The sequence below is a fragment of the Actinophytocola xinjiangensis genome (assembly GCF_001921215.1).
Lineage (GTDB): Bacteria > Actinomycetota > Actinomycetes > Mycobacteriales > Pseudonocardiaceae > Actinophytocola > Actinophytocola xinjiangensis.
This window is the reverse complement of the sequence record NZ_MSIF01000001.1, coordinates 369,141-383,580: the sequence shown is the minus strand read 5'-3', so window position 1 is coordinate 383,580 and position 14,440 is coordinate 369,141. Positions and strand designations below refer to the sequence as shown.

At 75.6% G+C, this 14,440-nt stretch carries 11 protein-coding genes; 7 read left to right on the top strand and 4 right to left on the bottom strand.

Annotated features, from left to right (window positions below; genetic code table 11):
- The first annotated feature begins 54 nt into the window (after window positions 1-54).
- The 6 genes from BLA60_RS01860 (at window position 55) to BLA60_RS01835 (ending at window position 10,605) form a co-directional block, all read left to right on the top strand.
- The gene (locus BLA60_RS01860) at window positions 55-1,923 is read left to right on the top strand and encodes an FAD/NAD(P)-binding protein (RefSeq protein WP_075130902.1); all 1,869 of its coding nucleotides are present in this window, start codon (window positions 55-57) and stop codon (window positions 1,921-1,923) included.
- Window positions 1,924-1,939: 16 nt separating this feature from the next.
- On the top strand, window positions 1,940-3,352 hold the full coding sequence (locus tag BLA60_RS01855; protein ID WP_075130901.1) for a class-II fumarase/aspartase family protein: 1,413 nt from the start codon (window positions 1,940-1,942) through the stop codon (window positions 3,350-3,352).
- 157 nt (window positions 3,353-3,509) lie between these two features.
- Window positions 3,510-4,079 carry an RNA polymerase sigma factor gene (locus tag BLA60_RS01850; protein ID WP_075130900.1) on the top strand — a complete coding sequence of 190 codons (570 nt, stop codon included), beginning with the start codon at window positions 3,510-3,512 and terminating at the stop codon, window positions 4,077-4,079.
- Window positions 4,080-4,091: 12 nt separating this feature from the next.
- On the top strand, window positions 4,092-7,244 hold the full coding sequence (locus BLA60_RS01845) for a type I polyketide synthase (protein ID WP_075130899.1): 3,153 nt from the start codon (window positions 4,092-4,094) through the stop codon (window positions 7,242-7,244).
- Window positions 7,241-9,085 carry a hypothetical protein gene (locus BLA60_RS01840; RefSeq protein ID WP_075130898.1) on the top strand — a complete coding sequence of 615 codons (1,845 nt, stop codon included), beginning with the start codon at window positions 7,241-7,243 and terminating at the stop codon, window positions 9,083-9,085. Before BLA60_RS01845 ends, BLA60_RS01840 begins: the two co-directional genes overlap by 4 nt.
- Window positions 9,082-10,605: a PfaD family polyunsaturated fatty acid/polyketide biosynthesis protein gene (locus BLA60_RS01835; RefSeq protein ID WP_075130897.1), complete on the top strand. Its 1,524-nt coding sequence runs from the start codon at window positions 9,082-9,084 to the stop codon at window positions 10,603-10,605. The genes BLA60_RS01840 and BLA60_RS01835 overlap by 4 nt, the downstream gene beginning before the upstream one ends.
- On the opposite strand, the gene BLA60_RS01830 is transcribed toward BLA60_RS01835, so the two are convergent.
- On the bottom strand, window positions 10,588-10,806 hold the full coding sequence (locus tag BLA60_RS01830; RefSeq protein ID WP_211288558.1) for a helix-turn-helix domain-containing protein: 219 nt from the start codon (window positions 10,804-10,806) through the stop codon (window positions 10,588-10,590). The genes BLA60_RS01835 and BLA60_RS01830 overlap by 18 nt on opposite strands.
- Before the next feature lie 285 nt (window positions 10,807-11,091).
- A complete protein-coding gene (locus BLA60_RS01825) occupies window positions 11,092-12,282 on the bottom strand; it encodes an amidohydrolase (RefSeq protein WP_075130895.1) in 1,191 nt (396 codons plus the stop codon).
- A 22-nt stretch (window positions 12,283-12,304) separates the two neighbouring features.
- On the opposite strand from BLA60_RS01825, the gene BLA60_RS01820 reads away from it, so the two are divergent.
- On the top strand, window positions 12,305-12,802 hold the full coding sequence (locus BLA60_RS01820; protein ID WP_075130894.1) for a nucleoside deaminase: 498 nt from the start codon (window positions 12,305-12,307) through the stop codon (window positions 12,800-12,802).
- A 55-nt stretch (window positions 12,803-12,857) separates the two neighbouring features.
- Here the strand turns inward: BLA60_RS01820 and BLA60_RS01815 are convergent, their stop codons facing one another.
- Window positions 12,858-13,502 (bottom strand): GntR family transcriptional regulator, encoded by a 645-nt coding sequence (locus BLA60_RS01815; protein WP_075130893.1) that lies wholly within the window; start codon window positions 13,500-13,502, stop codon window positions 12,858-12,860.
- Between the two features lie 24 nt (window positions 13,503-13,526).
- Window positions 13,527-14,402, bottom strand: coding sequence for an alpha/beta fold hydrolase (locus BLA60_RS01810; RefSeq protein WP_075130892.1), 876 nt, complete (start codon window positions 14,400-14,402; stop codon window positions 13,527-13,529).
- Window positions 14,403-14,440 lie beyond the last annotated feature (38 nt).

The following is a 14,440-nucleotide window of genomic DNA, read 5'->3' as shown; positions in this document are numbered from 1 at the left end:
TCCCCGGCAGACCCTCATCTCCTTGCCGCACAACGGTTTCCCGGAGCCGACACGATGACGGCGATCTGCGTCGTCGGCGCCGGGCCCCGAGGTACCTCCGTGGTCGAACGGCTGTGTGCCAACGCGCCGGCCGGCACGCCGCTGGTGGTGCACGTGGTCGACCCGTACCCGCCGGGGGCCGGCGCGGTGTGGCGGACCGCCCAGTCGGGTGAGCTGCTGATGAACACGGTCGCCGCGCAGGTCACCCTGTACACCGACGACAGCGTGGCCTGCGCCGGCCCGGTGGTCGCCGGCCCGAGCCTCTACGAGTGGGCGCGCGGCGGCCAACACCCGGCGGAGATCGCCGCCGAGGCTGCCGGTCTCGGCCCGGACTCCTACCCCACTCGCCGCTGCTACGGCCACTACCTGCGCGCGTTCTTCGACCGGGTGGTGGCCACCGCACCCGACCACGTCCGGGTGCTGGTCCACCGGGCCAGCGCCGTGGCGCTCGACGACGACCCGGACGGCCGGCAGACCCTCACCCTGGCCGGCGGCGCGCGGCTGAGCGGCCTGGACGTGGTGGTGCTCGCGCTGGGTCACGGCGACGTGGAACTGTCGGCCGACCAGCGGCGGTCGACCCGTTTCGCCGCCGCGCACCGGCTGCGCTACGTCCCGCCGGCCAACCCGGCCGACGTCGACCTGTCGTGCCTGCGGCCCGGCGCCCCGGTGGCGCTGCGCGGGCTGGGCCTGTGCTTCTTCGACTACCTGGCGCTGCTCACCACCGGCCGGGGCGGCCGGTTCGAACGCCACGACGGCCGGCTGCGGTATCTGCCCTCCGGGCGGGAGCCGGTGCTCTACGCCGGGTCGCGGCGCGGGGTGCCGCACCACGCGCGCGGCGAGAACCAGAAGGGCCCGGTGCTGCGCCACGAGCCGAGGTACCTCACCGAGGCGGTGGTCGCGCGGCTGCGGGACAGGCCGGCGGTGTCGTTCCGGCGGGACGTGTGGCCGCTGATCGCCCGCGAGGTGCAGGCCGTCTACTACGAGACGCTCGTCGCGCGTCACCGGGACACCGCCGGGTTCCTGCCGGCCTACGCGGCGTGCGAGCTGGGCGGGCCGGGCGAGGCCGAGGTGCTGGACCGGTACGGGGTGGCACCGGCGGACCGGTGGGACTGGGAGCGGCTGGCCGCGCCGTGCGGGGGCCGGATCTTCGGTGGCCGCGCGGAGTTCCGCACGTGGGCGATCGAGCACCTGCGCCGGGACGTGGCGCTGGCCGGGGAGGGCAACGTCGGCAACCCGGTCAAGGCCGCGCTGGACGTGCTGCGCGACATCCGCAACGAGGTGCGGCTGGCCGTGGACCACGGCGGGGTCACCGGAGCGTCCTACCGGGACGACCTGGACGGCTGGTACACCCCGCTCAACGCCTACCTGTCGATCGGGCCGCCGCCGCACCGGGTGGAGCAGGCGCTCGCGCTGGTGGCGGCCGACGTGCTGCGGCTGCTCGGCCCGGGGATGCGGGTTCGCCTCTCGCCCAACGGTTTCCTGGTCGACGCGACGCGGGTACGGGACACCCCGCTGACGGTCGAGGCGCTGGTCGAGGCCCGGCTGCCGGAGGTCGCCCTGACGCGCAGCACCAACGCCCTGCTGCGCCACCTGCTGGCCACCGGCCAGTGCGCGCCCTACCGGCTGGACTCGTTCGTCACCGGCGGCCTGTCGGTGACCGGGCGGCCCTACCACCTGGTGGACGCCGCCGGCCGCGCCCATCCCCGGCGGTTCGCGTTCGGCGTGCCGACCGAGTACGTCCACTGGGTGACCGCGGCCGGTGTGCGGCCGGGCGTCGGGTCGGTGACCCTGCTCGACTCCGACGCCATCGCCCGCGCCGCGCTGGCCGAGACGGTGACGCCCGAGACGGTGACGCCGGTGGCGGTGTCCGAACCGATCGGCTGACCCCAAGGAGGAAACCGTGACCGATGCCGGAACCGATGCCGGTCTGCTGGCCCCCGGCTGGGCCGGTACGCCGGCCGAGGCCGGGCTGACCGACGAGGCGTGGTTGCAGGCGATGCTCGACGTCGAGGCGGCGCTGGCCAGGGGCCAGGCCGAGCTGGGCCTGGTCCCGGCGTGGGCGGCGGCGGCCATCACCGGCGCCGCGCGCGCCGAGCGGCTCGACCTGGTGGACCTGGCGCGCCGGGCGCGGCTGGCCGCCAACCCGGTGGTCGCGCTGGTGCCGGCGTTCACTGCGGTGGTCGCCGCCGAGCACCGGCCGGCGGCCGAGTTCGTCCACCGGGGCGCCACCAGCCAGGACGTCCTGGACTCGGCGACGATGGTGCTGGCCGGCCGGGCGTTGGGCCAGGTCGCCGCCGACCTCGACCGGGTCGCCGCGGCCCTGGCCCGGCACGCCGGGACGCACCGGGACACGGTCGTCGCCGCGCGGACCCTCGCCCAGCACGCCGTGCCGACGACCTTCGGGCTGCGGGCGGCCGGGTGGCTGCTGCCGGTGGTGGACGCCCTGGCCAGGGTGCGTGACCTGGCCGGGCGGCTGCCGGTGCAGCTGGGTGGGGCGGCCGGCACGCTGGCCGCCTACCGGGAGTACGCGGCACTGGACCGGCCGGGCTGTGACGCCGATGCGGTCACCCTGGCCCTGGTCGGCGCGGTCGCCGACCAGCTGGGCCTCGCGGTGTCGGTGCTGCCCTGGCACACCGCGCGTACCCCGATCGCCGACCTGGGCTCGGTGCTGGCGCTGGTGACCGGCGTGCTCGGCAAGTTCGCGGTGGACGTGCGGACGTTGAGCCGCACCGAGATCGGTGAGCTGACCGAGCCGGCGGCGCCCGGCCGGGGCGCGTCCAGCGCCATGCCGCAGAAACGCAACCCGGTGCTGGCCACGCTCGTGGTGTCGGCCGCCCAGCAGGTGCCGGCGCACGCGTTGGTCCTCACCCAGTGTCTGCTGGCCGAGGACGAGCGGCCGGCCGGCGCGTGGCACGCGGAGTGGCAGCCGCTGCGGGAGGCACTTCGGCTGACCGCCGGCGCCGCCGGCTGCGCGGCCGAGCTGGCCGAGGGTCTGGTGGTGCGGCCGGAGCGGATGGCCGCCACCCTCGGGTTGACCGGCGCGGAGCTGGTGACCGAGCGGGTCGGTGCCGTGCTGGCGCCGACGATCGGCAAGGCGGCGGCCAAGGAGCTGCTCGCCGGGGTGGTCGCCGAGGGTGTCCCGCTGCCCGAGGCGCTGGCCGGTGCCGGTCTGGCGCCGGAGTCGCTGGTGGACCTGCTGGACCCGGCGCGCTACACCGGTCTCGCCGGGCCGCTGGTCGACCGGGCACTGACGGAATACGTCGAATTCCGGGCGGGGGCACGCGCCGAAAATCACCCGATCGATCTGGGATAACAACCGTGAACGCATCCCCAAGATCCGTTGCTATGTTCGGCTGGGCGAAGGATTCGAGCGGGCACGGCACGAATGGGGTGGGGAATTGTCGAACGGTCCGGACGACAGATTGGGTTTTCTGGTAAATCGTTGCCAGCACGCCGACAATCGAGCCTGGGTGGAACTCATAGAGAAATTCAGACCCGTGGTCTGGGTCACCATTCGTTCGTGCGGACACAGCCGCGACGACGCAGAGGACGTCTGGCAGCTGGTCTGGATGCGGGTCTTCCAGAAGATCCACCTCGTCCGCGACCCGGGCCGGGTGCGCGCCTGGATCATCACCGTCGCGCGGCGGGAGGCGTTGCGCCACCAGGAAACCCTGGCCCGCACCCGCCCGGCGGTGGACCTCGCCGAGGTGGGCGGGGTGTCCGGCAGCGACGCCTCACCGGAGGAACGCGCGCTGGACGTCGCCGAGGCGGAGAGCCTGAACCGGATGGTGACCTCGCTGCCCGCCGAGCAGCGGGAGCTGCTGGACCTGCTGTTCGGCGAGCAGGCCCTGAGCTACACCGAGATCAGCCTGCGCCTGCGGATCCCGCGCGGCTCGATCGGCCCGACCCGCCAGCGCATCCTGCGCCACCTGCGGGAGCAGTTCACCGAGCCGGCGGTCCCCCGCCAGACCGACCGTCGCGACCAGACCCGCACGAACAGTGGCGATGCCGGCCGCCCTCGCGCGCTGTCCACCCGCTGAGCGCCGCCGGCCATGAACACCCCCATCGCGATAGTCGGGCTGGGCGGCCTGTTCGCCGGTTCCGGCGACGTGCACGCCTTCTGGCGGACCGTGGCCAGCGGCGCACACCGGTTCACCGAGCGCGACGACCGCCGGGGCGGGTTCCTGCCGCCGGTGCCGTTCGCCCCGGCCCGCCACGGCCTGCCACCGGCCGTGCTGGCGGCCACGAACGTGGTCCAGCCGCTGTCGCTGCTGGTCGCCGAGGCGACGCTGGCCGACGCCGGTGAGCACGACCCGGCGCGCACCGCCGTGGTGCTCGGCGTGACCGGTGCCGGCGGCGCCGGTCACGCGTTCTCCGCGCGGCTGCACGACCCGCTGCTGGCCGGGGTACTGCGCTCGGCCGGACTGGCGCCGGCCAGGGCGCGGGAGGTGGTGGCCGAGTTCGGCCGGCTGTTCACGCCGTGGCGCGGGCACGCGTTCCCCGGCCTGCTCGACGGCGTGGTGTCGGCCAGGATCGCCAACCGGTTCGACCTGCGCGGCCTGAACTGCACGGTCGACGCGACCAGCGCCAGCTCGCTGGCCGCGGTCCGGGTCGCGGTCGCCGAGCTGGTGTGCGGCCGGGCCGACCTGGTGCTCACCGGCGGCTGCGACGTGGAGAGCACGGCGTTCATGCACCTGTGCTTCGCCGGGGCCGGGGTGCTCTCGCCGACCGGCCGGGTCCGCCCGTTCGACGCCGCCAGCGACGGCACCCTGCTCGGCGAGGGCATCGGGATGCTGGCGTGCAAGCGACTGGCCGACGCCGAACGTGACGGCGACCGCGTGTACGCCGTGCTGCGCGGTCTTGGCGCGGGCAGCGACGGGCGCGGCAACGGCATCCTGGCGCCCAGCGTCGCCGGCCAGGCCCGCACGTTGGTCGACGCCTACGCCGAGGCGGGGATCGCGCCGGGCGACATCGGCCTGGTCGAGTGCCACGGCACCGGCACGCCGACCGGTGACCGGGTGGAGCTGGCGGCGCTGCGCCGGGTGTACGCGGGGGTGCCGACGGGGTCGGTGGCGCTGGGCAGCGTGAAGTCCCAGATCGGGCACACCCGGGGCGCGGCGGGGGCGGCCGGGCTGATCAAGGCCGCGCTGGCGCTGTACCACCGGGTCCTGCCGCCGACCCTGGGCGTGGACCAGCCGCACCCCGAGCTGACCGGTTCGCCGTTCCACCTGGCCGACCGGCCGCGTCCGTGGCTGCTGGAGCCGGGCCGGACCCGGCGGCGGGCGGCGGTGTCCTCGTTCGGTTTCGGCGGCACGAACTTCCACTGTGTCCTGGAGGAGGCGGACCCGCCGGCCCCGGCCGACTCCCTGGTGCGCTTCTGGCACGCCGCCACCCCGGCCGCGTTGTTCGACGCGCCGGGTGCCGGCCGCGCGCCGGCCGGTCACGCCCGGCTCGCCGTCTGGGCGGCCGAGGCCGAGGACCTGGCGCGGCGGCAGGCGGCGGCGGTGGCCCGGCTGGCGGCCGACCCGGACGTCCCGGCCTTCGACCTGCCCGGTGTCCGCTACCGGCGGCGCGGGCCGGCCGGGCGGGTCGCGGCGTTGTTCGCGGGGCAGGGCAGCCAGTACCCGGACATGGGCCGGGCGGTGGCGGTGGCGGTGCCGCTGGTGCGGGCGGCGTTCGACGCCGCGTCGCTGGCGCTGGCCGCCGAGCCCGCGCTGGGCCGGGTGCTGTTCCCGCCGGCGTTCGGTCACCATCCCGAAGGGACCCCGCCGTACTGTCCCGAAGGGACACTGCGGCGTACCGACTACGCCCAGGCGGCCATCGCGGCGCTGGCGGTGGGCCAGTTCCGCTACCTCGAACGGCTGGGGTTCACGCCCGGCGCCGTGCTCGGCCACAGTCTCGGCGAGCTGTGCGCGCTGTGCTGCGCGGGCAGCCTCACCGACGCCGACCTGTTCCGCCTGGTGGCCGCGCGCGGCCGGGCGATGGCCGGGGTGGCGGAGCCGGGCGCGATGGTCGCGGTGGCCGCCCCGCTGGCCGAGGTCGAGGAGCCGGCCGCCCGTGCCGGGGTGACGGTGTGCAACGTCAACGGGCCGTGCCAGGTGGTGGTGGGCGGCGGTGAGCCCGAGGTGGCGGCGTTCCTGGGGCTCTGCCGGGACAGCGGGGTCTCGGCGGTGCGGCTGCCGGTGGCCGCGGCGTTCCACACCGAGCTGATGGCCGCCGCCGTGGAGCCGTTCCGGCGGGTGGTCGAGGAGGTCGGGGTGGCGCCGCCGAGGGTGCCGGTGTACGCCGACGGCGTGTACGGCGACGACGTCGCCGGCAACGTGACCACGCTGGCCGAGCAGCTGCGCCGGCCGGTGCTGTTCGCGCCCCGGGTCGAGCGGCTGCACGCCGACGGGTTCCGGGTGTTCGTGGAGTTCGGCCCGAGGCGGGTGCTCGCCGGTCTGGTCCGCCAGATCCTGGGCGAGCGCGAGGACGTCGAGGTGCTCTCGGTCGACCCCGGCCCGAACGGGGACGGTGAGCTGGCCCTGCGTGAGACGGTGGCCCGGCTGGCGGTGCTCGGTGCGGTGGCCGTCCCGCCCCCGCCGGTGGCGCCGGCGCCACCGGCGGCGGACACGGTCCTGCTCACCGGCGCCGGCCCGCCGGCCGAGGACGTCGCTGTCGAGGACACGGTCCCCGAACCGGCGTCGACACCGGCGGAGGCGCTGTTGGCCGAGCACCTGGCCACGCACGCCGAGTACCTGGACGGGCAGTTGGCGGTGACCCGCCGGCTGGCCGCGTTGCTGGAGAACGGCCCGGTGGACCCGGCGCTGGCCGAGGGCGTCGCGGCCGTCACCGCGCACAGCCGGCTGGTGGGCGAGGTGCACGCCCGGACCGCCGAGGTGCTCGGTGAGCTGGCCCGGGTCGCGCCGGCCCAGACCCCGGCCGTGGACACCACGGTGCCCCGGCCGCGTGCCGGCGGTGACGATGGTGGCGCGGTGCCGATGGTGCTGCTGGAGGTCGTGGCCGAGAAGACCGGGTACCCGCCGCACGTGCTGGACCCGGCGATGGACCTGGAGGCCGATCTCGGCATCGACTCGGTCAAGCGGATGGAGATCCTCGCCGCGCTGCGTGAGCGGCTGCCGGCCGCGCACGGCCTCGCGCCGGACGCCGCCGCCGGTCTGCGCACGCTGCGTCAGCTCGGCACGCTGCTGGGGGCCGGCTCGTGAGGATCGTCGGGGTCGGCAGCCGTCTGGCCCTGCGGGACGCGCTGTGGGCCGGCGAGGCCCCCCGGCGCCGGGACCTCGACCCGGTCCGCGCGGCGCTGACCGACGCCGGAATGTCCACAGTAGACACTGTTGTTCGGGGGGACGTCACCGACCTGGTGCGTGCCAACGGAACCGTGGTGGTCCACGACGACGACTCGGCGGTCGTGCTGGCCGCCGGCGAACCGGGCCGGACCGGCGCCGCCGAGGTCGACCACGTCGAGCGAGGGGATTCGGTGACCGACCTGGTCACCGCCGTCCTGCGGCTGCGCCACCGGGTCCTGCCGGGGCCGCGCCCGTGGGTGACCCGCCGCCGCGACCTCCGCCGGGCCGCGACCGTCGGCCCGGTGACCGTGGTCGCCGACTCCCCCGCCGACGCCGGGGGCGGCCTGGCCTGGCACCCCGACCGCGACGCGCGCCTGGTCACCCTGTCCGCCGACGACCCGGCCGGGCTCGCCGCGCGGGCCAGGGACGCGGGGGCGGCGCTGGACGCCGGCCGGCCGGTGCCGGTGACCCACGGCCGGTTCACCGCCGCCGTGGTCGGCCGCGACACCGGGCAGCTGCGCGAGGAACTGGACCGGGCGGCGCACGACCTGCCGACACTGGAGTCGACCTGGTCGACGCCGGCCGGCAGCTACTGCACGACCCGGCCGATCGGCCCCGGCGGGCGGGTCGCGTTCGTCTACCCCGGCGGGTTCTCCGCCTACCCCGGCGCCGGTGGCGACCTGCTGCGGCTGTTCCCGTCGCTGCACGCGCGGTTCGAGGCGGAGTCGGCGTTCCCGGCGCAGCGTTACCGGCTCGACGCGCTGTACCCGGTGACCACCCAGCGGCGCGACGCGCTGCGCGAGGACGCGGTCAGCCAGCTGGCGATCGGCATGAACACCGCCGTGCTCGGCACCCGGCTGCTGCGTGACGTTCTCGGTCTGCGCCCACAGGGGGCGCTGGCCTACAGCTTCGGCGAACTGACCGCGCTGTTCTCGTTGGGAGTACTGGACTTCGCCGACTGGGACGTCCAGGCTGTCGCCGCCAGTCCACTGTGGACATCTCGGTTGAGCGGCCGCCGGAGCCTGGCCCGCGACGCCTGGCGGTGCCCGGACGGGGACGTGTGGGCGACCCACGTCGTGCTCGCCGGCGCCGACGAGGTCCGCGCCGCGCTGCGCGGCACGGACCGGGTCTACCTCACCCACGTCAACGCCCCGGCCGAGACGGTGATCGCCGGCGACCCTCGGCGGTGCGCGGAGGTCCTGGCCCGGCTCGGCAGCCCGGCCACCCCGTCGCCGGCCAACCACGTCGTGCACTGCCCGCCGGCGGCGGCCGCGTTCGACGAGCTGGCCTCGCTGCACGACCACGGCCCGCGCCGGCCCTCGCCCGTGGAGGTGTTCTCCGCCGCCCCGCCCGGCGGGAGCGTCGGGCACACCGTCGCCACCGCGCTGGTGGCGCCGCTGGACTTCCCGCGCCTGGTGGAAGCCGCCTACCGGCGCGGGTTCCGGTACTTCGTCGAGGTCGGCCCGTCGGCCAGCTGCACCCGGTGGATCCGCCGCACCCTCGGAGCCCGCCCGCACCTGGCCCGGTCGGTCGACCAGCGCGGGGTGTCCACCGACCTCGCCCTGGTACGGCTGCTCGCCGGGCTGGTCAGCCACGGCCTCCCGGTCGACCTGACCCGCCTGTTCCCGCCGCCGCCACTGGCCGTGGCCCACCAGCTCGCGGTGGCGCACCGGGACGTGCTGCGCGCGGGCGCCGCCGTGGCCGACGCGGCGATCACCCGGCTGGCCGCCGCCCGCCACGACCGGATCGCGACGCCATGACCGAACCGACCACGGTGCTGGTGCCCGCCAGGGCCGACCACGCGGCGCTCGCCGCGCTCGACCTGCCCTGCTACGCGGTGCGCCGCGACGGCGTGGTCCGCCTGACCAACCGGCGTCCGCCCGGACGGGTGCTGGCCGAGGTCGGACCACTGCCACCCGACCGGTTGGGGTCGGCGGAGTTCCGCCGCCGCCACGGCGTCCGGCTGGCCTACCACGCGGGCGCGATGGCCGCCGGGATCGCGTCGACCGACCTGGTCGCCGCCCTGGCCGGCGCCGGGTGCCTGGCGTCGTTCGGCGCGGCCGGCCTGCCGGCGGAGGCCGTCGAGTCGGCGCTGCGCCGCCTCGGCACGCTGATCCCCGGGCTGCCCTTCGCCGCCAACCTGGTGCGCGGCGCGGCCGAGGCGCGCACGGTCGACCTGTACCTGCGGGCCGGGGTCCGCTGCGTCGAGGCGTCCGGCTTCGCCGCCCCGACCCCGGACCTGGTGCGCTACCGGGTCAGCGGCCTGCGCGACGACCACGGCGGCCGGACCGCCACCGCGCACCGGGTGATCGCCAAGGTGTCCCGGCCCGAGGTGGCGGCGCTGTTCCTCGCCCCGCCACCGGCCGACCTGGTCACCGCGCTGGTGGCGGCCGGTCAGGTCACCGCCGCCCAGGCCCGGCTGGCCGCCGCCACCCCGCTGGCCGACGACATCACCGTGGAGGCCGACTCCGGCGGCTACACCGACCGCCGGCCACTGTCGGCGCTGCTGCCGGCCGTGCTGCGGCTGCGCGACGCGCTCGGCTCGCCGGTCGGGGTCGGCGCGGCCGGCGGCATCGGCACGCCGGACGCGGTGGCCGGTGCGTTCGCCACCGGCGCCGACTACGTGGTGACCGGGTCGGTGAACCAGTCGTGTCGCGAGGCCGGGACGTCCCCGGCGGTACGCCGCCTGCTGGCCGGGGCTGGGGTCACCGACTTCGGCACCGCGCCGGCCGCCGACCGGTTCGAGCACGGCGTGGAGATCCAGGTGCTGCACCGGGGAACCCGGTTCCCGGCGCGCGCCCGCCGGCTCTACGAGCTCTACCGCGCCCACCCCGGCGTGGAGGCCATCCCGGCGCGGGACCGGGCGGAGCTGGAGCGGGACGTGCTGCGCCGGCCGGTCGAGGACGTCTGGCAGGAGGTGGTGTCGTTCTTCACCGGCCGTGACCAGCCGCTGCTCGACCGGGCGGCGCGCGACCCGAAGCTGCGGATGGCGCTGGTGTTCCGGTGGTACCTGGGCAAGGCCGCGCGCTGGGCGACCAGCGGCGACCTCGACCGGGCCGAGGACTACCAGATCTGGTGCGGACCGGCGGTCGGCGACTTCAACGACTGGGCGCGGGGCACCTACCTCGCCGACCCCGACCGGCGGGGGGTCGCCGACGTGGCGCGCCATCTGATGGCCGGCGCCGCGTACGCGACGCGGGTGTGGCAGTTGCGGCTGGCCGGGGTTCCGCTGCCGGCCGAGTGCCGGGAGTACCGGCGGTCCTCACTCCTCCGAGAATGACCGGGGATCGACGTCGAGCAGCTCGGCGAGCGCGATGATGTCGCGGTGCCGGTTCAACCGGCGTTTGCCGTTTTCCACCATCGACAGAAATCCCTGGGACAACCCGACCAATTCGGCCGCCGTGCGTTGGCTCAACCCGCGCCGCCGGCGGCTGGCACGAAGTCTGCGGCCGAATTCCGCGGAGACCAGGGAATCGTCCACCCGGTGGGCCACGACATGACAACTGGAACCACCACATTGCGGACAGTGCTGCGGGACCCCGTTGATCACAGGTCTTCCCCTTCTGTTCCACGCCGCCCAGGTACCAGACCACGGTATAGCTCGAACAAGGTGACGACGGAGCACCGAAGACCCAATTCACGCGGGAAACAACGACCAGTCACCCGGTAACAGGAAAACCGTATGACTGTGGGTCCAACGTGGACCACGACGTGTCAGGTGCGCCGGGGGTGGTCCGCCCGACCGGTCGGTGGCGGTCACAACCAGTCAACCGGCCAGCGGTTCACCGTCGCGCACCACCGGCCGGCCGCCGGCCAGCACCAGCCGCCGGCGCGGCGCCCTGACCAGCGCGTCCGGCACGTTCTCGGCGTCGAGGAGCACCAGGTCGGCCCGGGCGCCGGGGACCAGCCCGTGGCTGGCGCGGTGCACGAACGGCGCCCCGCCGACGGTCGCCAGCTCCACCACCCTGGTCAGGTCCTCGTCGGTGCTCAACCCGTGCAGCCGGGCGAAGTCCAGGGCCACCCGCAGCAGGTCGCCGTCGCCGTAGGGGGACCACAGGTCGCGGATGCCGTCGGTGCCCAGGCCCAGCGGCAGGCCCCGGTCTCGCAGGCCGGGCCAGGGCAGCGGGGCGGTGCGTACCGGTGCGACGGTCGTCCCGGAGATGCCGGCCTCGGCGAGCCGGTCGAGCAGCTGCTCCTGCCGGTCGGGCGGCAGCTCGCCGAGGGCGAAGCCGTGGGAGATCGTGACCCGGCCGCGCAGGCCGGTGGCCAGGGTGCGGTCGATGATCAGCTCGTACTGGAAGGCACCGAGCTCGCCCCGGTCGTGCAGGTGGATGTCCAGCCAGGTGCCGTGCCGCTCGGCGATCGCGAACAGCCCGTCCAGCTGGGCCACCGGGTCGCGGTCGAGGGAGGCGGGGTCGATCCCGCCGATGCCGGCGGCGCCCGACGCGGCGGCCCGTTCCAGCAGGTCGAGCACGCCGGGCCGGCGGAGCACACCGTCCTGCGGGAACGCGACGATCGTCAGCTCCACGGCGTCGTCGAGCGCGGCGGCGGCCTCCCGGACGCGGTCCAGGCCGCGCAGCCCGGTGCCGAGGTCGACGTCGACGTGGGTGCGCACGGCCGTGGTGCCGTGCCGCAGCAGTTCCCGCAGCACCGCTGTCGTACTGGCCACGTTTGGTATGCCAAGCCGCTCCCGGTGCCCGCGTTCGTAGGCGATCCGCTCCCGGGTGCTGGCGGCGCCGCCCGCCGGTACCCACGGCTGACCCCACCAGCTCTTGTCGACGTGCGCGTGCGCGTTGACGAACCCCGGCAGCGCGAGCGATCCGCCACCGTCGAGGCGGTCGTCACCGGCGGGTGCCGAGCCGGCGGGCACCACCTCGGTGACGACGCCGTCGGTGATCACCACGTCGGCCGGCGGGTCACCCCAGGGGCGCACGTTCGACACCACGAGCACAGTCATGGAAATATGGTATACCAATTCTATGCAGGATGTTCTCACCGCGCGGGACCACCGGCACCTGCGGCACTGCGTCGACCTCGCCACCGAGGCGCTCGACGCCGGCGACGAGCCGTTCGGCTCGCTGCTGGTGGACGAGTCCGGCACGGTGCTGTTCACCGACCGCAACAGGATCGCCGACGGCGACCGGACCCGCCACCCCGAGTTCGCCATCGCCCGCTGGGCCGCCGACCACCTCACCCCGGCGGCCCGGGCCACCGCCACGGTCTACACCTCCGGCGAGCACTGCCCGATGTGCTCGGCCGCGCACGCGTGGGTCGGCCTCGGCCGGATCGTGTACGCCGCCAGCACCGAACAGCTGACGGGGTGGCTGCGCGAGTGGGGCATCCCGCCGGGCCCGGTCGCCCCGCTGCCGATCAACGCCGTCGCCCCGGCGATCCCCACCGCCGGCCCCGACCCGACCCTGACCACCGAGATCCGCGCGTTGCACGCACGCCTGCACGGCATCGGCCAGCCCGGCTGAGCGGACCCGACCAACCGGGGCGGCCGGCCTCAGCTCCCCCGCCGAGCAGGGCCGATCAGTCCGGGCGGGCGGCGCGACGGGTGGCCTCGGCGCGGCCGGTGGTGAGGTGGCCGGCGACGAGCCTGTCCACCTCGGGGAGGTCGCGGGCGGCGATGGCGTCGTAGAGGGCCTCGTGCTCGGCGGCGATGGCCAGCAGGTCGTCGTGCTGGGACAGCAGCCAGCGCATGCGGGGGCGCAGCGACCGTTCGAGTTCGGAGAGCAGGTCGTTGGCGGCCAGGGTGGAGACCACGGCGTGGAAGTCGCCCGCCGCGCGGCGGGCGGTCACGGCGTCGCCAGCGTTGGCGGCCGCGAGCTCCCTGTCGAGCACCTCGCGCAGGCGGCGCAGGCCGTCGGTGGTGCGGCGTTGGGCGGCCAGCCGGAACGTGAGCGGCTCGAACGCCCCCCGCACCTCGTTGAGGTCCGCCACGTCGGCGGCGGTGAACGTGCGGACCACGGCCCACGTCCTGGGCCGGGGCGTCACCAGCCCCTCCGCCACCAGGGCGCGCAGGGCGTCGCGCACCGGGACGCGGCTCACGCCCAGTTCGGCGGCCAGGTCGCGTTCCACGAGACGGCTCCCCGACGGCCGGACGCCGTCGATGATCTCGTCGCGCAGCCGGCGGGTGACCCGCTCGGACTCCGGCTCGAAGCCGCGTTCATCCACGTGATTTGGTATACCACGTGCGGCTCAGTCGCCGGCGAGGACCTCACGCAGCCGCACGGCGAACTCCTCCGGCTTGCCGGGGTAGCCGAACTCACCGCTGAGGAAACCGCCGTGGTGGCTGGGGAACACCGTGGCCGTCCGGCCGAGCAGCCCGGCGGTGGCCACGGCCGTCCGACCGGTGAACACGTCACCGGTCTCCTCCCCCACGGCGATCACGATCCGGCTCGGCGCCGCGGTCAGGGCGGCCACGTCGGGCTGGTAGTCGCTGACCGCCCACGAACGGTCGGACAGCAGCGGGTCGTCGCGGGCCCCGTCGTCCTCGGCGGGCATACCGAACGCCGCCGGGTCGGGCGCCGGCTGGGCGAAGTACTCGTCGGTGAACTCGCCGTGCCAGTCCGACAGCACCATGAACGCCGCCATGCCGGCGCCGAAGCCGCGCTCCTCGTACACGGTGGTGATCGCGTTCCTGGCCCGCTGGGCCGCATGCGCGTCGGGCAGCGCCGGGATGATCGGCGGCTCGTGGGCCACCAGCGTCAGCACGTCCTCGGGGTGCGCGGTGACCAGCGCGAGCCCGGCGATCGCACCGCCGCTGCTGCCGAACAGCTCGACCGGGCCGGCGCCGAGCGCCTGGATGACCGCGTGCACGTCCTGCGCCTGGGTGTCGGGCCGGTTGTCGACCCGCCCGTCGCGGCGGACGCTGCGGCCGAGGCCGCGCGGGTCGTAGGTGACCACCGTGCGGTCGGGGAGCAGGGAGGCCAGCGTCTCGAAACCGGAGGCGTCCATCGGCTGGCCGATCATCAGCAGCGGCGGGCGGCCGTCGGCCGGGGGCAGCGGGCCGTGGACGTCGTAGACGATGTCGGCGCCGTCGGTGCTGAGCGTGTGGGTCTGTTTCCGCTCCACGGGTCGCTGGCCTCTCTCGGAGTATCCGCCGGTCAGAG